Source organism: Methylobacterium sp. CCH7-A2 (assembly GCF_001557075.1).
Taxonomy (GTDB): domain Bacteria; phylum Pseudomonadota; class Alphaproteobacteria; order Rhizobiales; family Beijerinckiaceae; genus Allobosea; species Allobosea massiliensis.
The window spans coordinates 25,934-46,025 of record NZ_LSKN01000126.1; the positions used below are offsets into that span (position 1 = coordinate 25,934).

At 68.9% G+C, this 20,092-nt stretch carries 21 protein-coding genes; 13 read left to right on the forward strand and 8 right to left on the reverse strand.

The annotated features are described in order from the left end of the window. The first annotated feature begins 134 nt into the window (after window positions 1-134). The 4 genes from AX750_RS11070 (at window position 135) to AX750_RS11085 (ending at window position 3,421) form a co-directional block, all read left to right on the forward strand. Window positions 135-1,082, forward strand: a complete 948-nt coding sequence (locus tag AX750_RS11070; protein WP_067254120.1) for a ring-cleaving dioxygenase — start codon at window positions 135-137, stop codon at window positions 1,080-1,082. 201 nt (window positions 1,083-1,283) lie between these two features. Then, window positions 1,284-2,450: a DUF2778 domain-containing protein gene (locus AX750_RS11075; RefSeq protein WP_067254123.1), complete on the forward strand. Its 1,167-nt coding sequence runs from the start codon at window positions 1,284-1,286 to the stop codon at window positions 2,448-2,450. A gap of 89 nt (window positions 2,451-2,539) precedes the next feature. Next, window positions 2,540-2,947, forward strand: coding sequence for a DUF6152 family protein (locus tag AX750_RS11080; protein ID WP_197432808.1), 408 nt, complete (start codon window positions 2,540-2,542; stop codon window positions 2,945-2,947). Window positions 2,948-2,953: 6 nt separating this feature from the next. Further along, window positions 2,954-3,421, forward strand: coding sequence for a DUF6644 family protein (locus AX750_RS11085; protein WP_067254127.1), 468 nt, complete (start codon window positions 2,954-2,956; stop codon window positions 3,419-3,421). 19 nt (window positions 3,422-3,440) lie between these two features. Here AX750_RS11085 and topA read toward each other — a convergent pair whose 3' ends face one another. Next, entirely contained in the window at window positions 3,441-6,131 is a 2,691-nt protein-coding gene (gene topA, locus AX750_RS11090) for a type I DNA topoisomerase (protein WP_067254131.1), read from the reverse strand. A 250-nt stretch (window positions 6,132-6,381) separates the two neighbouring features. Then, window positions 6,382-7,509 carry a serine hydrolase gene (locus AX750_RS11095; RefSeq protein WP_067254134.1) on the reverse strand — a complete coding sequence of 376 codons (1,128 nt, stop codon included), beginning with the start codon at window positions 7,507-7,509 and terminating at the stop codon, window positions 6,382-6,384. A 156-nt stretch (window positions 7,510-7,665) separates the two neighbouring features. Here AX750_RS11095 and AX750_RS11100 point away from each other — a divergent pair, with 156 nt between their 5' ends. Genes AX750_RS11100 through pyrC form a run of 3 tightly spaced genes read left to right on the forward strand, consistent with a single transcriptional unit; the run spans window position 7,666 to window position 10,133 of the window. Continuing rightward, complete coding sequence (locus AX750_RS11100; protein WP_067254138.1) at window positions 7,666-8,610, forward strand: aspartate carbamoyltransferase catalytic subunit; 945 nt, start codon at window positions 7,666-7,668, stop codon at window positions 8,608-8,610. Window positions 8,611-8,614: 4 nt separating this feature from the next. After that, on the forward strand, window positions 8,615-8,839 hold the full coding sequence (locus AX750_RS11105) for a hypothetical protein (RefSeq protein ID WP_067254140.1): 225 nt from the start codon (window positions 8,615-8,617) through the stop codon (window positions 8,837-8,839). After that, complete coding sequence (gene pyrC / locus AX750_RS11110) at window positions 8,832-10,133, forward strand: dihydroorotase (RefSeq protein WP_067254143.1); 1,302 nt, start codon at window positions 8,832-8,834, stop codon at window positions 10,131-10,133. The genes AX750_RS11105 and pyrC overlap by 8 nt, the downstream gene beginning before the upstream one ends. A 33-nt stretch (window positions 10,134-10,166) precedes the next feature. Here the strand turns inward: pyrC and AX750_RS11115 are convergent, their stop codons facing one another. Beyond that, window positions 10,167-10,604: a translation initiation factor 2 gene (locus AX750_RS11115; RefSeq protein WP_067254147.1), complete on the reverse strand. Its 438-nt coding sequence runs from the start codon at window positions 10,602-10,604 to the stop codon at window positions 10,167-10,169. A 205-nt stretch (window positions 10,605-10,809) separates the two neighbouring features. On the opposite strand from AX750_RS11115, the gene plsY reads away from it, so the two are divergent. Then, the gene (gene plsY, locus AX750_RS11120; RefSeq protein WP_156450013.1) at window positions 10,810-11,433 is read left to right on the forward strand and encodes a glycerol-3-phosphate 1-O-acyltransferase PlsY; all 624 of its coding nucleotides are present in this window, start codon (window positions 10,810-10,812) and stop codon (window positions 11,431-11,433) included. Between the two features lie 16 nt (window positions 11,434-11,449). Beyond that, window positions 11,450-12,658 (forward strand): DNA-processing protein DprA, encoded by a 1,209-nt coding sequence (dprA, locus tag AX750_RS11125; protein ID WP_067254230.1) that lies wholly within the window; start codon window positions 11,450-11,452, stop codon window positions 12,656-12,658. Window positions 12,659-12,716: 58 nt separating this feature from the next. Here dprA and AX750_RS26725 read toward each other — a convergent pair whose 3' ends face one another. Further along, window positions 12,717-12,872 carry a hypothetical protein gene (locus AX750_RS26725; protein WP_156450014.1) on the reverse strand — a complete coding sequence of 52 codons (156 nt, stop codon included), beginning with the start codon at window positions 12,870-12,872 and terminating at the stop codon, window positions 12,717-12,719. Between the two features lie 258 nt (window positions 12,873-13,130). Beyond that, window positions 13,131-14,153, reverse strand: coding sequence for an AEC family transporter (locus AX750_RS11130; protein ID WP_197432809.1), 1,023 nt, complete (start codon window positions 14,151-14,153; stop codon window positions 13,131-13,133). A 179-nt stretch (window positions 14,154-14,332) separates the two neighbouring features. On the opposite strand from AX750_RS11130, the gene AX750_RS11135 reads away from it, so the two are divergent. After that, entirely contained in the window at window positions 14,333-14,734 is a 402-nt protein-coding gene (locus AX750_RS11135) for a hypothetical protein (protein ID WP_067254150.1), read from the forward strand. Window positions 14,735-14,807: 73 nt separating this feature from the next. On the opposite strand, the gene ruvX is transcribed toward AX750_RS11135, so the two are convergent. From ruvX to AX750_RS11150, 3 genes are all read right to left on the reverse strand, one after another. Continuing rightward, window positions 14,808-15,314 carry a Holliday junction resolvase RuvX gene (ruvX, locus tag AX750_RS11140; RefSeq protein WP_067254153.1) on the reverse strand — a complete coding sequence of 169 codons (507 nt, stop codon included), beginning with the start codon at window positions 15,312-15,314 and terminating at the stop codon, window positions 14,808-14,810. Window positions 15,315-15,387: 73 nt separating this feature from the next. Further along, on the reverse strand, window positions 15,388-16,359 hold the full coding sequence (locus AX750_RS11145; protein WP_067254236.1) for a tripartite tricarboxylate transporter substrate-binding protein: 972 nt from the start codon (window positions 16,357-16,359) through the stop codon (window positions 15,388-15,390). 81 nt (window positions 16,360-16,440) lie between these two features. After that, on the reverse strand, window positions 16,441-17,205 hold the full coding sequence (locus AX750_RS11150) for a GntR family transcriptional regulator (RefSeq protein ID WP_067254156.1): 765 nt from the start codon (window positions 17,203-17,205) through the stop codon (window positions 16,441-16,443). A gap of 81 nt (window positions 17,206-17,286) precedes the next feature. On the opposite strand from AX750_RS11150, the gene AX750_RS11155 reads away from it, so the two are divergent. From AX750_RS11155 to AX750_RS11165, 3 genes are all read left to right on the forward strand, one after another. Continuing rightward, window positions 17,287-17,574: a UxaA family hydrolase gene (locus tag AX750_RS11155; protein WP_067254160.1), complete on the forward strand. Its 288-nt coding sequence runs from the start codon at window positions 17,287-17,289 to the stop codon at window positions 17,572-17,574. Window positions 17,575-17,649: 75 nt separating this feature from the next. After that, window positions 17,650-18,930, forward strand: coding sequence for a UxaA family hydrolase (locus tag AX750_RS11160; RefSeq protein WP_082735421.1), 1,281 nt, complete (start codon window positions 17,650-17,652; stop codon window positions 18,928-18,930). A gap of 77 nt (window positions 18,931-19,007) precedes the next feature. Then, on the forward strand, window positions 19,008-20,072 hold the full coding sequence (locus AX750_RS11165) for a putative sulfate exporter family transporter (RefSeq protein WP_245282370.1): 1,065 nt from the start codon (window positions 19,008-19,010) through the stop codon (window positions 20,070-20,072). Window positions 20,073-20,092: the final 20 nt, after the last annotated feature.

A 20,092-nucleotide genomic window follows, 5' to 3' on the forward strand; every position in this document is an offset into this window, starting at 1 on the left:
GCGATGGAGTCGGCCGCACAACATTGCGCGGGAGCAATGAGGCGATTGCCGGCGGCCGGGTGCCGTGGCGTGCCGACGTCGCTATCTCTGGCGCAACCGCCGGGCCTTCCGCCCGGATGACCAGAGAGGGCGCCATGAAGCTCACCGGAATCCACCACGTCACCGCGATCTCGGCCGATGCGCCGGGCAATCGCCGCTTCTATGTCGAAACGCTGGGCATGCGCCTGGTCAAGAAGACGGTGAACCAGGACGACACCTCCGCCTATCACCTGTTCTATGCCGATGGCGCCGGCTCGCCGGGTACGGATCTCACCTTCTTCGACTGGCCGGCCCCGCCCGCCCGCCGCGGCACCCATTCGATCGTCCGCACCTCGCTGCGCGTCGCCGACGAGGCCTCGCTCGACTGGTGGCGCCAGCGCCTGACCGCAGCCGGCGTCGCGGTTTCGCCCATCCGCACCATCAACGGCCGCTCGGCTGTCGATTTCGAGGACCCGGAGGGCCAGCGCCTGACGCTGCTCGCCGATGGCGGCGACATCCCCTTCGTCGTCTGGGACAAGAGCCCGGTCCCGCCGGAACATCAGATCCGCGGGCTCGGCCCGGTGACCATCTCCGTGCCGAAGCTGGAGCGAACGGAAGTGGTGCTGACCCAGTTGCTGGGGCTGGAGCGCATCGGCAGCTATCGCGACGCCGCCCATGCGACCGACGAGATCCACGTCTTCAAGATCGGGGAGGGCGGCCCGGCAGCCGAACTCCATGTCGCGGTCGAGCCGGACCTGCCGCAGGCGCGGGAAGGCGCCGGTGGCGTCCATCACCTCGCGCTGCGCACGCCGACCTTCGCCGATTACGACGCCTGGGCCGAGCGCCTGCGCGCCGCCGGCTATCCCAACAGCGGCCCGGTCGATCGCTTCTATTTCCGCTCGCTCTATCTGCGCGAGCCCAACGGCATTCTGATCGAGATCGCGACCGACGAGCCCGGCTTCGCGACCGACGAACCGGCCGAGACCATGGGGGAGGCGCTCTCCCTGCCGCCCTTCCTCGAGCCCCGCCGTGCCCAGATCGAGGCCGGCCTGAAGCCGCTCTGACCGGCGGCGAGAGTTCGCTTGCGACATGACCGCGGGGCGGACCGGGCAGCCGGTCCGCCCCGCGGTTTTTGTCGCAATCGCCGGACGGTTTTCACCCCGCCTTAACCAAGAACGCCTCTACTCGAACCAGGCCGCTTTGCCGGCTCGCGCCCTCCCGTTGCGACGGCGCCTGTGTGTTGCGTCGGGTCGAGAGCGTTCGGGATGTCGGGTCAGGGCTACAGGCTGCGCAAGGCGCCGCGAACCCGCTACCGGGTCAGCCACAATGTCTTTTTGCAGATCGCCGCCATCGTCGTCGCCTGCGGCGTCGGCTTTGTGGCGCTCGATCCCGGTCACGAGGCGCAGCGCCCCACCGCGGCCGCGCCCCTGCGCGACGTCATGGTGACCGGCTCGCTCGCGTCCTCGTCGACGGCCTATCGCGACCTGCTGAAGCCGGGCTTTGCGCTCGGGACGACACCCTCGTCCTTCGGCGCGCAGGCGCCGCTGCAGGCTGGGCTCCAACCTAGCGAACTGGCCCAAGCTGCCCGCTCTTCATCCGCCGCCCAGCTTCCCGTCGTCGCTGTCCTCCCGGCGGCGCCGGCGGCTCCCGCGGTCGCCCCGCCGGCTCCGGCTTCGCCGGCCGTCGCCGCCGCGCCCGCCGTCGAGCCGCAGGCCGTCACCCGGATCCTCAAGGATACGCCGCTGCCGGCGCCGCGTCCGGCCGACCTCCGGGCCCCGCAGGCGGCCGAGCCGCCTGCCATCGCGCTGCGCCAGCCGACCCGCCGCGCCGCCCGCGTCGCAGCGGCGACGCCGGCTCCGGTCGTCGAGGACAACCGTTCCTTCTTCGAGAAGCTCTTCGGCGCATCGCCCCAGCCCAAGGGGCCGGCCATGGCCTATGCCGCGCCATCCGACGACGAGATCGATCGCTCGCGCGGCCGCCGTCTCAGCCCCTCCTTTGGTCCGGCGCCGGGCGCGATGCAGGGGGGCACCGCGATCTACGACATCAGCGGCAAGACCGTTCACATGCCCAATGGCGAGAAGCTGGAGGCCCATTCCGGCTTCGGCGACAAGATGGACGATCCTCGCTACGTCCATGTCCGGATGCATGGCGCGACACCGCCCCACACCTACAATCTCGTCGAGCGCGAGGCGCTCTTCCATGGCCACCGCGCCCTGCGGATGCACCCGGTCGGGGGCAGCAGCGCGATCTATGGCCGGGCCGGCTTGCTGACGCACCCCTATCTGCTGGGACCCAGCGGCCAGTCCAATGGCTGCATCTCATTCAAGGATTATGACCGCTTCCTGCAGGCCTTTCTGCGCGGCGAGGTGAGGCGCATCGTGGTCGTTGCCAGCATGCGCGACGCGCCGGCCTCGCTGATCGCCTCGCGTTGACGCGGAGGTGAGGAGCGCGTGATCGGCGCGTGCGGAACGATGGGCGGAGCCGAAGGGTTCAGCCTCATCATCCCCCAGGGAGCTTGCCGATGACACCTCTCGCCCGCCTCGCCATGCCGTCACGCCGCCGCCTGTTGGCGGGCGCAGCCTTTCTTGCCGCTTCCGCAGCCCTGCCGGTCGCGGCCCATCATGGCTGGGCCTGGGCCGAAGGCGAGCAGATGGAGCTGAAAGGCACCATCCGGACGATCTCGATGGCCCCGCCGCATCCGATGCTGATGGTCGCAGCCGAGGACGGCAAGGAATGGCAGGTCGATCTCGGCAACCCGAACCAGACCGCGCGTTCGGGCTTCACCGGCGACACGGCCAAGCCCGGCGACGCGATCACCGCGCTCGGCAACCGCCATCTCGACAAGAGCAAGGCCCATATGAAGGCCGTGCGCATCGTCATCGCCGGCAAGAATTACGACATGTATCCGGAGCGCATCCGCAGCAACTGAGGCCGCATGGAGCTTCTCGCCGGCGTCGGGACATGGCCCGGAGCCGTGCTGCTCAAGCAGAGCGGCACGGCCTATCTGTTCGTCAATGCGAGCCACATTCTCGGCCTCGCCCTGCTGATCGGCGCGATCTGGCCGCTCGACCTCCGGCTGCTCGGGCTCTTTCACAGCGTGCCGGTCGCCGCCTTAGCGCCCGTGCTGTCGCGCATGGCGGGAATCGGGCTTGGCCTCGCGCTCGTCACCGGCGCCTGGCTCTTCACCGTGCGCCCGGTCGAATATGCCCGCAACGCCGCCTTCCTCTGGAAGCTCGGCCTGCTCGCTTTGGCGGTCGCCAACATCGCCCTGCAGCACCGCAGCGCCGCCTACACCCGAGCGCTGGCGGGCGAGATCACCGCGGTGGTGAAACTGCGCGCGCTGGCCTCGCTGATGCTCTGGCTCGCCGTGCTGCTGGCGGGCCGCTGGATCGGCTTTCTCTGAAGCGCCGCGTCCGGTCGCCTCAGCCCTTGGCGGCAGCCTTGGCCTTGGCTGCGCCGGCTTTCGGCTTGGCGGCCGCGGTCTTCGCGCCCGCCTTGGCCGCAGCCGGCTTGGCTGCCGATTTGGCGGCAGGCTTCTTCGCCGACGCCTTGGCGGCCTTGGCCTTGCCGGGCCCCTTGACGCCGCTGCTCTCGGCCTTGGCGTTGACGAGCTCCACCGCCTGCTCGAGCGTGATCGCCTCCTGCGTCAGCGCTTTCGGAAGGGTCGCGTTGACCTTGCCCCAGTTGACGTAAGGCCCGTATTTGCCGGCCCGCACCACGAGCTTGCCGCCCGCCGGATGCTCGCCGAGTTCCCGGCCCGGCACCGCGGCGCCGCGCCCGAAGCGGCTGCCGCCGCCACCGCTCTCCTTGGCGACGATCAGGTCGATGGCGCGGTTGGCGCCGATCTGCAGGATGTCGTCGTCCTTGTCGATATTGGCGTAGGTCTTGCCGTGCTGGACGTAAGGCCCGTAGCGGCCGATGCCGGCGAGGATCGGCTCGCCGCTCTCGGGATGCCGCGCCACCTCCTTGGGCAGCGAGAGCAGGGCCAGCGCCTTCTCGAGGTCGACGCTGCCGGGGCTCATGCCCTTGGGCAGGCTGGAGCGCTTGGGCTTTTCGCCCTCGCCGAGCTGGATATAGGGGCCGAAGCGCCCGTCGCGGATGGTGACGTCCTGGTCGGTCGCCGGGTCCTTGCCGAGGATGCGTACGCCCGGCGCGCCAGTGCCGCCCTCTGCGGTCGCCTCGCCATCGCTGGCCTGGACGGTGAGCGGGCGGGTGTAGCGGCATTCGGGATAGTTGGAGCAGCCGACGAAGGCGCCGAACTTGCCGAGCTTCAGCGAGAGCGTGCCGGTGCCGCAGACCTGGCAGGCGCGCGGATCGCCGCCATCCTCGCGCGGCGGGAAGACATGGGGCCCGAGCACGCCGTTCAGCGCCTCCAGCACCTCGGTGACGCGCAGCTCCTTGGTGTCGCCGATCGCCGCGGTGAACTCCTCCCAGAATTCGCGCAGCAGCACCTTCCAGTCGATCTCGGCGTTCGAGACCCGGTCGAGCTTCTCCTCGAGCAGCGCGGTGAAGTCGAAGGCAACATAGCGGTTGAAGAAGCTCTCCAGGAACGCCGTCACCAGCATGCCCTTGTCCTCGGGCACGAGGCGCTTCTTCTCGATGCGGACATATTCGCGGTCGCGCAGGGTCGAGAGCGTCGCGGCATAGGTGGAGGGCCGGCCGATGCCGAGCTCTTCCATGCGCTTGACCAAGCTCGCTTCCGAATAGCGCGGCGGCGGCTCGGTGAAATGCTGCTCGGCGGCGATGGCGCGCTTCTCCAGCCCGTCGCCGGCCTTCATCGCCGGGAGCTTCTTGGAATCCTCGTCCTCCTCGTCGTCGCGGCTCTCCTGATACAGCGTCAGGAATCCGTCGAAGAGCACGACCTGGCCGGTGGCGCGCAGCTCGAGATGGCGACCGGCGACGGTCGCGGCGATGTCGACCGTGGTGCGCTCCAGCGAGGCCGATTCCATCTGGCTCGCGATGGTGCGCTTCCAGATCAGCTCGTAGAGACGCGCCTGCTCGGGCTCGAGATGGCGCGCGACCATCGCCGGCAGCCGGCCGAGATCGGTCGGGCGGATCGCCTCGTGGGCTTCCTGCGCGTTCTTGGCCTTGACCGTATATTTGCGCGGAACGCCTGGCACATAGGCGTCGCCGAATTCCTTGCCGATGACGCGGCGCGCCGCGGCAATGGCCGAGCCGTCCATGTCGACGCCGTCGGTTCGCATATAGGTGATGAGACCGACCGTCTCGCCGCCGATGTCGACGCCCTCATAGAGCCGCTGAGCCAGCTGCATTGTCCGCGCCGGGGCGAGTCCGAGCTTGCGCGAGGCCTCCTGCTGCAGGGTCGAGGTCTGGAAGGGCGGGTAGGGGTGGCGCTTGACCGGCTTGGCCTCGACATTCGCCACGCTGAAGGCTGCGCTCTCCAGTGCCTCCTTGAAGGCCCGGGCTTCGTCGCCGGTGCCGATGTCGAGCCGCGTGATCTTCTTGCCGTCGGCGCCGACGAGGCGGGCATCGAAGACGCCGCCGGCCTTCGTCGCCAGCGTCGCCACCAGCGACCAGTATTCGCGCGCCCGGAAGGCCTCGATCTCGCGCTCGCGGTCGCAGACGATCCGCAGCGCCACCGACTGCACGCGTCCCGCCGAGCGCGCGCCGGGAAGCTTGCGCCAGAGCACGGGGGAAAGGGTGAAGCCGACGAGATAGTCCAGCGCCCGACGGGCCAGATAAGCGTCGACCAGCGCCTGGTCGACCTGGCGCGGATTGGCGAGAGCCGTCTGCACCGCGTCCTTGGTGACGGCGTTGAAGGTGACGCGCTCGACGGGAATGCCCTTCAGCGCCCGCTTCGCATTGAGCGCCTCCAGCACATGCCAGGAGATCGCCTCGCCCTCGCGGTCGGGGTCGGTCGCGAGGATCAGCTTGTCGGCGCCCTTCAGCGCCTTGACGATCTCGGAGACCTGCTTGGCGCCACGCCCCTCGATCTCCCACTTCATCGCGAAGTCGTGCTCGGGATCGACCGAGCCGTCCTTCGCCGGCAGATCGCGGATATGCCCGAAGGAGGCGATCACCTCATAGTCGGAGCCGAGATATTTGTTGATCGTCTTGGCCTTGGCCGGCGACTCGACGACGAGGAGCTTCATGGTGCGGTGTCTCGGTCATAGCCTCTCTGAGCGCGGCACCGACCCTGTTGGGAACGGTCCCGCGACCGGTGAAAGACCCGGCGGTTCGGAATTGCGCGCGAAGTTGGTTCAGGGAACGGGCCGTGTCAAACGCCGATTGCGCTTTTGAGCCGTTCGGCGGCGTTTTGGCCACATCCCCCGGCAGGCCTGCAGATGGCGGGCCCGATCCGGCTCCGCAAGGGCAGGGGCGGCAGTGCCGCCCCTCGCCGTCTCAGCGCAGCGCGCCGTAGAGCGCCGCGAGAAACCCGTCATAGGCCGCGCCGTCGATCCAGCGCAGCACCGCGACGAGATCGTTCTCCACATCGACCAGGATGACGTTGGTGCCCGCGCCCAGCGCCCAGTAGGCGGACGCCGGTATCGCCGGCCGGGCCGTCGGGCCGCGGTTCAGCCACCACAGGAAACCGTAATTGGCCAGCGTCGGGGAGGGCGCCACCATCTGCTTGATCCAGTCGGCCGGGATCAGGCAGCGCCCGCCCCAATCGCCGCCCCGGGCCATCAGCAGTCCGAAGCGGGCATGGTCGCGCGCCCCGATGAACAGGCCGCCGCCCCAATGGCCGCCGCCGGGCACGGACTGGATTTGCCGCCCGTCAATCTCCACGAAGGAGTTCTCGTAGCCCTGCCATTCCCAGTCGGAGGAGGCACCGATCGGGTCCATGATGCGCTCGCGCAGGACCTCGGGCAAAGGCCGGCGGAAGCGCTGCAGCAGCGCATAACCCAGCACGTTCACCCGCACGTCGTTATACTCATAGAAGCTGCCGGGGGTGCGAAGCTCCCGCTTCTGGCCCTTGCGGCTGTTGTCGGCGCCGGGGCCGATCTGTCGGTTGTGGTCGACCTGGTCGGACTTGCCGAAGATCTCGCCCTGCCATTCGCTCGATTGCTGCAGCAGATGCCGCCAGGTGACCCGACCATTATGGGCGCCCTCGAAGAAGGGACCGGGCACGCTCCGACCCACCGGCTCGTCGAGATCGGCGATCAGCCCGTCGGCGACGGCGAGCCCCGCCAGCACCGAAAGATAGCTCTTGGCGATCGAGAAGGTCATGTCGGGGCGGTTCGTGTCGCCCCATTCGGCCACGATCCGCCCGCCCTTCAGGATCAGCCCGGCCGGACCGCCGCGCTCGCGCACGGGACCGACGATGTCGGTCCAGGGCCCGCTCTCGTTCCACTCGCGATTGCCGACATAGGTGCCGTCCGGCCAATAGAGGCTTCTCGGCCAGGGGCTCTCATGGGCCTGCGCGAAGGCGACAGCCTCCGCCAGCCGCGCCGGATCGAAGCCCGCTTCGCCGGGTGCGACCGTGCTCCAGCGCGATCCATGGGCGGCGGGCACAGAAGCGGCGGACATTGGCGGGCTCCCTCGCGGCGGCGGGCCCGTGGACGCGCCCCATCGCCTTTGGCGTAGCCCGATGCGGCCGCCTCCGCCATCCCGCCATCCGCATGCGGGAGAGCGCCATCGCGCGCTTGCACGCCGGCCGACTCGCGCCTAAACACCCCTCTTCAAATGACATCGTCAGCCCCGCTCTACCCGCACCGGCATCTCCTCGGGATCGAGGGGCTGAACCATTTGGACATCGAGGCGCTGCTGGACCGGGCCGACGCCTATGTCGCGCTCTCCCGTCAGGTCGAGAAGAAGACGGCGACGCTGCGCGGCCGCACCCAGATCAACCTGTTCTTCGAGCCCTCGACCCGGACGCAGGCTTCCTTCGAGCTGGCGGGAAAACGCCTCGGCGCCGACGTCATGAACATGTCGGTTGCCTCCTCCTCGGTGAAGAAGGGCGAGACGCTGATCGACACCGCCGCGACGCTGAACGCGATGCGGCCCGACATCATCGTCGTGCGACACCATGCGGCCGGCGCGGTCCATCTTCTGGCCCGGAAGGTCGGCTGCTCGGTGGTGAATGCCGGCGACGGCGCCCATGAGCATCCGACGCAAGCCCTGCTCGACGCCCTGACCATCCGCCGCAACAAGGGGCGGATCATGGGGCTGACGGTCGCGATCTGCGGCGACATCCTGCATTCGCGCGTCGCTCGCTCCAACATCATCCTGCTCAATGCGCTCGGCGCCAAGGTCCGCCTAATCGCGCCCTCAACGCTGCTGCCCGCCGGCATCGAACGCATGGGCGTCGAGGTCTTCACGGACATGAACAAGGGCCTGGAAGGCGCTGACATCGTGATGATGCTGCGCCTCCAGCTCGAGCGCATGCACGGCGCCTTCGTGCCCTCCTCGAAGGAATATTTCCGCTATTTCGGTCTCGATCGCGAGAAGTTGCAGCGGGCGCAGCCCGACGCGCTGGTCATGCATCCCGGCCCGATGAACCGCGGCGTCGAGATCTCCTCCGAGGTCGCCGACGGTGCCCAGTCGCTGATCCGCGAGCAGGTCGAGATGGGCGTCGCGGTGCGCATGGCCGTGCTCGACGCGCTGGCGCAGCATCTGCCTAATCTGTGACGCGATGCTGAGGCTCGCGACCGGCTTATTGGCAGCCAAGGCAAGGGCCGCGCTCTGGCTGCTCGCCTTGGCCTATGTCTCGCTGGCGGCGATGCTCCTGCATGACGATGCCCGCTCGGGCTGGACCTGGGCCTTCATCGTCGGGGGCGGTCTGCTGCTGCTCCTCTTCATCGGCATCGTCCGGTTCTGGCTCGTCTTTTTCAGAGGTCTGGGAGACCGCAATGGCTGACTCGCAGATCACCGTCATCGCCAATGCCGAACTGGTCGATCCGGCTGCGCGTCGGCAGGGCCGGGGCTCGCTGCTGCTGCGCGACGGGGCGATCGCCGACATCGCCCGGGGCGCCGAGCCGGCCGCCCCTGAAGGCGCCCGCCGCATCGACGCCGCCGGCCTCGTCGTCGCGCCCGGCCTGGTCGACCTGCGCGCTTTCCTCGGCGAGCCCGGTGCCGAATTCCGCGAGACGCTGGGGACGGGGTCGCAGGCGGCCGCCGCCGGCGGCGTCACGACCGTCGTCTGCCGCCCGGACACCGACCCGCCGATCGACGATCCGGCGATCATCGATTTCATCAAGCGCCGCGCCCGCGACAAGGCGATCGTCAACGTCCTGCCCTGCGCCGCGCTGACCAAGGGCCTGCACGGCAAGGAGATCACCGAGTTCGGCCTGCTGCTCGAGGCCGGCGCGGTCGCTTTCGGGGACGGTGCGAAGGCCCTGCGCAACCCGCAGATCATGCGCCGCGCCCTGATCTACGCCCGCGACTTCGACGCGCTGATCATGAACCATGTCGAGGATCCGGATCTGCGCGGCGCCGGCGTCATGGCCGAGGGCGAGTTCGCCAGTCGCAAGGGCCTGCCGGGCATCCCGCGCGAGGCCGAGACGGTGATGCTCGAGCGCGACCTGCGCCTCGCCCGGGCCACCGGAGGGCGTTACCACGCCGCGATGATTTCCTGTGCGGACTCGGTCGAGCTCATCCGCCGGGCCAAGGCTGACGGGCTTCGCGTCACCTGCGGCGCGTCGATCAACAGTCTGACGCTGAACGAGAACGACGTCGGCGACTACCGCACCTTCTGCAAGGTCTCGCCGCCGTTGCGCGACGAGCCCGAGCGACTGGCGCTGGTCGAGGCGCTGGCCGAGGGAGTCATCGACGTCGTCGTCTCCGATCACGATCCGCAGGACGTCGAGACGAAGCGCCAGCCCTTCGCCGAGGCCGCCGACGGCGCGCTCGGCATCGAGACCCTGCTCTCGGCCTCGTTGCGCCTCGTGCAGGCCGGTCAGATCGCTCTGCCGGACCTGCTGGCGGCACTGTCCACCAAGCCTGCCGGTCTGCTCGGCCTGCGCTGCGGCAGGCTCGCAGCCGGCGCGCCGGCCGACCTGATGCTGCTCGATCTCGAAGCGCCCTATGTCGTCGACAAGCGCAAGCTCAAGTCGCGCGCCAAGAACTCGCCCTTCGACGAGGCGCGGCTGGAGGGCATCGTGCGCGCCACCTATGTCGGCGGCCGCGTGGTCTACGAGAACGCCGCCGGCTGAGCGGGTCGCGCCCGGCCGACGGAGGTCATGCGCTCAGACGCCGGGGGCGCCGCTACGCCGCTGGCGGCTGGGAGCGACAGGCTGCCGCTCGGGCCGGATCGGCACCATCCGCGCGAAGACGGGGTTGGGCGTATGGTCGTAGGAGGCGCCCGTGCTGGCGTCGACGGCGACGCCGATCAGGCCCCCGGCCACCACATTGCCGGCCATGCCGGCCGCACCGCCGCCGCTGACCTCGGTCTTCACCTCGATCTGCTGGGGATGGTGGCCCGGCATCTCGAAGGTCGCGATGAATTCCTGCTTGCGGCTGATCGGGAAGGTGCAGGGCGTCGCCGCGCAGACAAGGCCGGTCGACGTCGTCACCTTCGCGCCCGGCGGCTCGGAATTGAAGGTCACGTCCTCGTTCGATCCGCGTGTCACGGTCCCGCAGGCGCTGACGCTGAGCGCGACAGCAACAGTCAGAAAAAGTCTCATGTTTTGAAAGCCTTTGCCCCAGTTTCTTCGCGCGTTCGTTGGCATGCCGTGCGAGGCCCTGTCGAGATTGTGGCGCGCGCTCGTCGGGTTTTCCCCAGGCTTTCCGGAAGCGAATGAGCCGTCCTCGTCGAGGCGGCAAACGGGCGTTTCCCTCGGCGTGGCTCCTGCTCTACATCTAGGCGCCGGGACGAAGCAGGGATGGCACATGCCGGAGATCTTGAACTGGGGTCTGACGGGGGCGGTGGCGGGCGCAGCGCTCGTCGTCGGCTATCTGCTCGGCTCGATTCCCTTCGGCATGATTCTGACCCGGCTGACAGGCGGGCCGGATCTGCGCAGCATCGGTTCTGGCAATATCGGCGCGACCAATGTGCTGCGCACAGGCAACAAAAAGCTGGCCGCGCTGACCCTGCTCGGCGACATGCTGAAGGGTACGGCCGCGGTGCTGCTCGCCGCCGCGCTGTTCGGCTCGCGCGAGGCCGGGCTGGTGGCCGGTTTCGGTGCCTTCCTCGGCCATCTCTTTCCGGTCTGGCTGCGCTTCAAGGGCGGCAAGGGCGTCGCCACCTTCCTCGGCATCCTGATAGCGCTGAAAGGCTCGATCGCGCTGATCTTCGCCGCGATCTGGCTGAGCATCGCCTATCTCACCCGCTATTCGTCGCTATCGGCGCTGGTGGCGAGCCTGCTCACCCCGCTTCTGCTGCTGTTCTGGGTGCGGGATGCCCGTGCGGCGCTGCTGATGGCGGTGCTGACCCTGCTGCTCTGGTTCATGCACCGAAGCAACATCGCCCGCCTCCTCGCCGGCCGCGAGGGCAAGATCGGGCAGAAGGGCTGAGGCGCCCATGGCTGGCATCGTCCTCAGCGATCGCCAGCGTCTCGACTGGCTGCGGCTGATCCGCAGCGAAAGCGTCGGGCCACGCACCTTCCGCTCGCTGATGAACCGCTTCGGCGGTGCCGCGGCAGCGATCGAGGCTTTGCCCGACCTCGCACGCCAGGCCGGCCGCACCGTCCGGATCTGCCCGCTGGCCGAAGCCGAGCGAGAGATGGAGGGGGTGCGCCGCCGCGGCGCCCGCCTCGTTGCGTTGGGCGAGGCCGCCTATCCGAACGCACTCCAGGCGATCGATACCGCTCCGCCGCTGATCGCCGTGCTCGGCCGGAGCGAGGTGCTGCTGCGCCCGTGCGTCGCGATCGTCGGCTCGCGCAATGCCTCGGCCGCCGGGCTCAAATTCACGGCGCGGCTCGCGCGCGATCTCGGGGAGGCGGGTTTCGTCGTGGTCTCGGGTCTGGCACGCGGCATAGACACCGCCGCCCATGAAGCCAGCCTCGCCACGGGCACGATCGCTGTCCTCGCCGGCGGGCTGGACGAGGTCTACCCGCCTCAGAATATCCCGCTGCTGCAGCGGCTCGTCGAGGACGGAGCCGCGGTCAGCGAGATGCCGCTCGGGCTGGCCCCGCGCGGCCGCGACTTTCCCCGCCGCAACCGTCTGGTCTCGGGGCTGTCGCTCGGCACGGTCGTGGTCGAGGCGGCGCGGAAATCGGGCTCGCTGATCACCGCCCGTTTCGCCAACGAGCAGGGCCGCATCGTCTTCGCCGTACCCGGCTCGCCGCTCGATCCCCGTGCCGAAGGCGGCAATCACCTGATCCGCGAGGGCGCGACGCTCTGTGCCGAGGCGGCCCATGTGATCGAGGCGCTGGCGCCGCTGGTCGGTCGCGAGGACGCGCTGCTTCGGCCCGTGGCTACGATGCGGGACGGCGCCGGCGAGACGCCGTCTCAGCCACTCTGGGACGAACTCGATCTACCCGGCATCGAGCCGGCACCACTGGCGCTCTGGCCGGAGCCGGCGCCCGTGACGCAGGACGCCGGAGCCGTACCGGGCGATTCCGAAGGCCTCCGCCGCCGCGTCCTGGCTCTGCTGGGTCCAGCACCGGTCTCGTTGGACGATCTGGTGCGGGCCAGCGGCTGCTCCGTCCGCGAGGTCAGCCGGACCGTGCTGGACCTCGAGCTCGATGGCGTCGTGCTGCGCCATCCGGGCGGTGCGCTGTCGCGAACACCGGACTGACCGCCGGCACGGCGGCTGCAACCAGAAGGCGAAACGGGCCCGGCGGTCCGGCCGCGGCTCAGCCACCGCGCTCGCCGCCGCAGCGGGCGAGATGGCGGGCCTGGATCGCGGCCTCGAGACGCGCCATTTCGAGGAAATAGGCGAGGCTTTCGAGATGGGCCGTCTGCGCCATCAGCCGCATTTCAGCGACCAGAACCTCGATATACCCGGCCACTTCCGACTGGGCGGCCCGCGGAGGCGGGCTTCTCAGCACCTGAACTGGCAGATTTGTCGTCCCTGCGCCGCGCTCCTCCTCGTCCCGGTTTCCTGCCGATGCCGACGCCGGAGTGCTCCCGGATTGTCCCTTGCCCCTCATCCCCAACGCATCTCCGCTCGAGCCGGGCTGAGCCCGGCGAAGGCGCCGCGCCCCCACCGGCACGACAGGGTGCAATCATAGCGAGTAGTTCGGGGCAATCTCAAGCATATGGTGGCGTCAGCCGAGGAAAAGAACCGCGAGCGGCAGCGTTCCCAGCGCGAGCAGCGTCTGGAGGGTGGTGATCTCGGCCATCAGCGGGGCATCGCCACCGAGATCGCGGGCGAGGAAATAGGCTGCCGTCGCCGTCGGCACGGAGGCCGCGACCACCGTCATCGTCAGGGCCGGGCCGTTCAGTCCGAGATGGCGCGCTATCGTCCATGCCAGCAGCGGCATCACCACCAGCTTGGTGGTGACCGCCACCAGATGCGCCGTACGCGGCCGTGCGAGACTGCGTAGGTCGAGGCCCGCGCCGACGGCGAGCAGGCCGACGCCCAGCGCCGCCCGCCCCATCACGTCGAGATAGCTGACGATCGCGGCGGGCAGCATCCATTGGCACTGGTTCAGCACGAGACCGACGGCCGAGGACCAGATGAACGGGTTGAAGGCGATCGAGCGAACCGTCGCGAGAGGCCCCATCGGCCTGCCATGGGCGAAGCGCGAGAGCACCAGCACGCACATGACGTTGAGGAGCGGGATCATCGCCGCGACCGCGATCGCCATAAGTGTCGTGCCGTCGCGACCCTGGAGGCCCGCGGCGAGCGCGAGCGCGACGAAGGTGTTCCAGCGGACCGAGCCCTGAAAGATCGAGGTGAAGGCGGGTCCGTCGATCCCCGCCCGCGCCAGCATGGGGCGCGAAAGCAATAGCAGGGCGGCCACGATCAGGATGGCGAGGACCAGGCTCAGCCCCATCGCCAGCACCGGCAGGCGGCTGAGATCGGCGACGGCCAGCGTATGGATCACCACGGCCGGAAACAGCACCTGATAGGTCAGCCGCTCGACGCCGAGCCAGTGGCTCGGCCCCACGATGCCGCGGACCTTCAGGAACCAGCCCGTTGCGATAACGAGGAAGACGGCAATCAGGCTGGTCAGCATGGCTTCGGCAAGGAGAGGAGAGGCGGGGCCGCCCGGCGGAACCCGGCGGTAGCGATTGCCGGACGGGAACCGGCCCGGCCTTGGGCCGTTGATGTCGCGGACGGCCATGGCATCCGCAGCGGAAACTCCGCCTTCCATTTCATGGCCGCCGGCGTCGAGCAAGGACGCTGCCTTCGGGTGGCGTTGCGTCTGCCGCAATCCGGCCGCGATCGGTTCACGCCGCATTCAACCGCTGGGGACGAGACTGCCTCGCAATCGGGGCCGTCCCCGCAGACAGGAGATCCACCATGATGTCGCTGAGGAAGACCGCCATCGTCGCGCTCGCCTCGCTGAGCGTCGTTTCCGCCGGCTTCACCGCGCCGGCCATGGCCGCCGGTGCCCCCGCGGGAGCGCCTGTGAGTGTTGATCCGGCTCGCCTCGACAAGGCACAGGCCGAGTACAGCCAGTATCGCTACCGCGGATATCGGGGCGGCTGGCATCGCGGCAACCGTGGCGCAGCGATCGCCGCCGGCGTGGGTCTCGGCATCCTCGGCGCGGCGGTCGTCGCTTCGCAGCGCCGGGCCTATGCCGATCCTTACTACGACGGATACTACGCCCCGGCGCCGGTCTATGCGCCCGCTCCCGTCTACGCCCCGGCGCCGGTCTACCGCCCCTACTACCGGCCCTACGACTTCCGCGACCATCGCTGACCGTCGTCGACAATCGGTCGGAGAGCCCGCGCGTGCCAACGCGCGGGCTTTTCATGCGCGGCGAAGCGGCCCGTCAGGGCTGGTCGGGATCGGCGTCCTCTGCGGCTGCGCTCTCGATCCGCGCCAGACGGTCGAGCGCGCCCTGGAGAATGTAGGCTGCCGCCATCTTGTCGACGACGGCGGCCCGCTTGGCGCGCGAGGCGTCGGCATCGAGCAGGGTGCGCGTCACGGCCAGCGTCGACATGCGCTCGTCCCAGAACAGGATCGGCAGCGGCGTCAGCGGTACGAGGTGGCGCACGAAGGCCCGCGTCGACTGCACGCGCGGCCCCTCCGTGCCGTCCATGTTCAGCGGCAGGCCGACGACAAGCCCGACGACGCCATGTTTCGCCGCGATCTGCAGCAAGGCCGCCGCGTCCTGCGTGAATTTGACCCGCTTGATCGTCTCGAGCGGCGTCGCGATCTGGCGCTCCACGTCGGAGAGCGCGAGCCCGATCGTCTTGGTGCCGAGGTCGAGCCCGAGTAGCCGTGCATGATCGGGCAGGGCTGTGAAGGCTTCGAGCGTGACGACATTGCTGGACATAGCCGGCCCCTAGCATGCGCCGCCGCAGGTGGCGAGCGGCGCAGGCAGGCGGGGCGGGCATGGCCGGGCCTGCTCAGCCCTGCGGCTTCACGCCGGCCGCAGCCAGCGAGGTCGCCCACTTGTCGATCTCGGCCGCAAACAGCTTGGCATGGGCCTCGCGGGTCATTCCGCTCTCGGGGAAGGTGCTCGTCCCGAAAGCCTTCAGTTTCTCGATGACCGAAGGCTCCTTCAGCGCCGTGCGGAGCGCCGCGTTGAGCTTGTCGAGCACGGGAGCGGGCGTTCCCTTCGGCGCATACAGCCCGTGCCAGATCGTCATGTCGAGCTTGGCGCCGGCTTCCGCCATGGTGGGCACGTCTGGCAGAACGTCGAGCCGCTGCGCCGAGGTGACCGCATAGGCGCGGATGCTCTTGCCGGTGATCTGCGGGATCGCCGAGGTCGACTGGTCGCACAGGACATCGATCTGCCCGCCGACGAGGTCGTTCATCGCGGGGCCGGTGCCGCGATAGGCCACCTGGTTGAACTTGGCGCCGAGCTGCTGGGACATCAGCACGGCGCAAAGATGGGAATTCGAGCCGACGCCGGCATGCGCCACCGTCAGCTTCTCAGCGTTCGCCTTGATGTAGGGGAAGAAGGACTTCGCATCCGTCGGCGGCAGGGCGAGCTTGCCGGCGATCACCATCGGGCCTGTGTTGACGAGACCGATCGGCGCGAAGGCCGTCTTCGTGTCGTAGCCGAGATTGTTGTAGAGCGCCGGCGCCGCGGCCAGAGCGAGATGGTGGATCAGGATGGTATGGCCGTCCGGCTCGGCCGCGGCCGCCCGTTTGGCGCCCGCCGTGCCGCCGGCCCCGGCGACGTTCTCGACCACCACGGGCTGGCCCAGCGACTTGCTCATCTGCTCGCCGAGCAACCGCGCGATCACGTCGCTCGGGCCGCCGGCCGCGAAGGAGACGATCACGGTGATCGGCTTGGTCGGGAAACTCTGCGCCAGCGCCGGGCCGGCCAGGCCTACCGACAGCAACGCGGCCAAGGCCGCTCTCTTGGTCATGCTCATGCGTATCCTCCATGGGTCGTGGTGAACGGCCGCTCTTCGTCGGCTTTGTGGGAAAGTTCAGGGACCTCGAACGCGTCAGCGCAGATCGGACTGGTAGTGAGCCTCCTCGGTCAGACACAGGCTAAGACGTCGTTCGACGGGGGCGCCCTCGAGCGACAGCGCGAGGCGGTCGATCAGCAGGGCAGGCGTGCCGGCGGCCGTTCCGAGGCGGCGGGCCTCCTCGGGCGACAGCGCCACGGCCTTCAGCTTCTCACGGGCATGGGCGACCGTCACGCCGTAGCGGGTCGCGAACAGGCTGTAGAGATTGTTCGGGATCGGCCCGTTGGCGAGGCCGGGAAAGCGCCGCTCCGGCAGGCTGATCGTCTCCAGGATCACCGGCTTGTCGCCGAGCGAGCGGAAGCGCCGAATCCGCAGCACCGTCTCGCCGACTTCGAGCGCGAGCGCCTGACGCTCGGCCGGATCGGCCTCGGCACTTTCCGTCGCCAGCACCGTGCTGTCAGGAAAGCGGGCCGCGCCATCATCCGGCACCAGCTTGAAGAACTGAAAAAGGATGCGCTGCTCGTCATGCTCGGCGACGAAGGTGCCGCGCCCCTGCCGGCGCACCAGCAGGTTCTCCGCCGCGAGTTCGTCGAGCGCCTTGCGGACCGTTCCCTGGCTGACGCCGAGCTCGGCCGCGAGTTGCCCCTCGCTCGGCAGGGCCGTTCCGGGAGCCCAGACTCCGTCGACGAGTCGGCGCACGAAATGGTCCTTCACCTGCCGGTAAAGCGGCCGGAAGCCCAGGATTTCGGCACCGCCGGCCGGTTCGGAGGGAAGCGCGATTTCGCGCTTGTACTCGGTCATATGTCTTATATAAGACTTGTCGCACGGCCGGTCGAGTCCTGAATTGGAGCGGGCCGGAGAGAGCGCAGCGAGGAAACCCCGATGAGCAAGCCCCACCTCCTGGTCCACGAGAAGAAGGACACTGTCGGCGTCGTCGTCGTCGAAGGTCTGAAGGCCGGCACCGACATGCTGTGCGTGGTCACACACGACAATTCCGATTTCCGCCTGACCGCGAAGATGGACATCCCGATCGGCCACAAGGTCGCCCTCAAGGACATCAAGAAGGGCGAGACGATCTGGAAATACGGCCAGGACATCGGCGAGGCCCGTGCCGATGTGAAGCAGGGCGAGCATCTGCACGTCCACAACGCCAAGACCAAGCGCTGGTGAGCGCTTCGCTGTTCTGATCGCGCCGCCAGGGGCTCCCGCAGGGTCGAGCCCGCCAAGCAAAAGAGGAAACACCCCATGTCGATCGTCGCCAATTTCGATCTCGTCAAAGGCAAGCTCGCCCGGGTCAAGGGCCGCAAGATCGAGGCTCCCGAGTTCAAGACCCCCGTCGTCCGCCGCCCCACCGGCCGCAGCCTCGACTCCTTCTTCGGCTGGCGCCGCGAGAACGGCCGCGTCGGCGTGCGCAACCACGTCCTGCTGCTGCCGCTCGACGATCTCTCCAACGCCGCCTGCGAGGCCGTCGCCAACAACGTCAAGGGCACGCTGGCGATCCCGCACGCCTATGGCCGCCTGCAGTTCGGCGAGGATCTCGAACTGCATTTCCGCACGCTGATCGGCACGGGCTCCAACCCGAACGTCGCGGCGGTCGTCGTCATCGGCATCGAGGACGGCTGGACCAAGCGCGTCGTCGACGGCATCGCCAAGACCGGCAAGCCCGTCGTCGGCTTCGGCATCGAGGGCCATGGCGACATCTCGACCATCGCTCGCGCCTCTTATGTCGCCAAGGAATTCGTCCAGTGGGCGACCGAGCTTCAGCGCGTGAAATGCGGCATCGAGGAACTCTGGGTCTCGACCAAGTGCGGTGAGTCCGACACGACCACCGGCCTCTCCTCCTGCCCGACCGTCGGCAACATGTACGACAAGTGGATCCCGCGCGGTGTCTACGGCGTCTTCGGCGAGACCTCCGAGATCACCGGCGCCGAACATCTCTGCAAGGCCCGTGCGGCGACGCCGGAGGTCGGCGAGCGCTGGTACAAGATGTGGAAGGCCTATCAGGACGACGTCATCGAGGCCCACAAGACCGACGATCTCTCGGATTCGCAGCCGACCAAGGGCAACATCGCCGGCGGCCTGACCACGATCGAGGAGAAGGCGCTCGGCAATCTCGAGAAGATCGGCCGCGAGTGCAAGTTTATCGACATCCTGCAGCCGGCCGAGGCGCCGACCAAGGGGCCGGGCCTCTATTACATGGACACCTCTTCGGCCGCGGCCGAATGCGTGACCCTGATGGCGGCGGGCGGCTATGTCGTGCACACCTTCCCGACCGGGCAGGGCAACGTCATCGGCAATCCGATCGTCCCGGTCATCAAGATCACCGGCAACCCGAAGACGATGCGCACCATGCCGGAGCATATCGACGTCGACGTGTCCGGCATCCTGCGCCGCGACATGACGATCCCGCAGGCGGGCGATGCCCTGATCGAGAACATCGTGCGCACGGCCAATGGCCGCCTGACTGCGGCGGAAGCATTGGGGCACCGCGAATTCTCGATGACCAAGCTCTACCGCTCGGCCTGAGCCGCTGCTAACAGCCGGGGCGCCGCCGGATGCGGCGCCCCGTTCCGCTCCGGCCTGTCATTCGGGAGCCCCCAGCCTTGTCCATCGCGACGACGACCCGGCTCGCCACCTGGCGGCCGCTCCTCGACGGCATCGTGCTCTCCGCGGTGGTGGCGCTCGCGGCCTATCTCGCCGAGCCGCTGGTGAAGTCCGCCGCCGGCGGCCGCTTCGGCATCCCCGCCGTGGTGATCGCGCTGATCATCGGCATGGTGCTGCACCCCCTCGCCAATGCGCCGCGCTTCCAGGCCGGCATGACGTTCTGCGTCAAGAAGATGCTGCGCTGGGCGATCGCGCTGCTCGGCCTGCGCGTCGCACTGGGGGACATCGTCGCGCTCGGCCTTACGACGGCGCTGCTCGTCATCGTCGCCATGGCGGCTACCATCCTGTCCGGCTTCCTGCTGGCGCGCTGGCTCGGCCGCGAGACGGGCATGGGCGCTCTCGGCGGCGTCGCCACCGCCGTCTGCGGCGCCTCCGCCGCGCTCGCCACCGCGACCGTCGTGCCCGACTACAGGAGCAAGGCCGCCGACGTCGCCTTCACCGTCATCGCGATGAATGCGCTCTCGACGGTGGCGATGCTGGCCTATCCGCTGATCTGTGTCTGGCTCGGTTTCTCGCCTTCCCAGACCGGCATCATGCTGGGCGCCACCATCCATGACGTGGCGCAGGTCGTCGGCGCGGGGCAGGCGGTCTCGGTCGAGGCCGCCAATGCGGCGATCATCGTCAAGCTGTTCCGCGTCTTCCTGCTCCTACCGGCCGTGCTGATCGTCGGTTGGTGGCTGGTCCATGACGATGCCAAGCGCGCGGGAGACGTCGCCGCAAGGGCCAAGGTCCCGGTTCCCGTCTTCGCCATCATGTTCCTGGTGCTGTGCCTGGTGAACAGCCTGCTCGCCACGCAGCCGGCGCTGGCCGACCTCTATCAGCCGATCCGCACCATGCTGCTCTCCATCTCGACCTGGGGCCTGCTCATCGCCATCGCGGCGCTGGGCTTGGGCACCTCGCTCGGCGCCATGGCGCGGCTCGGCTGGCGCCATCTCGCCCTCGTCACCGGCACCAGCCTCGTCATCCTCGTCATCGTCACCGGCAGCCTGCTCGCACTGGGCTGACCGTCATAGCTGCAAAGGCG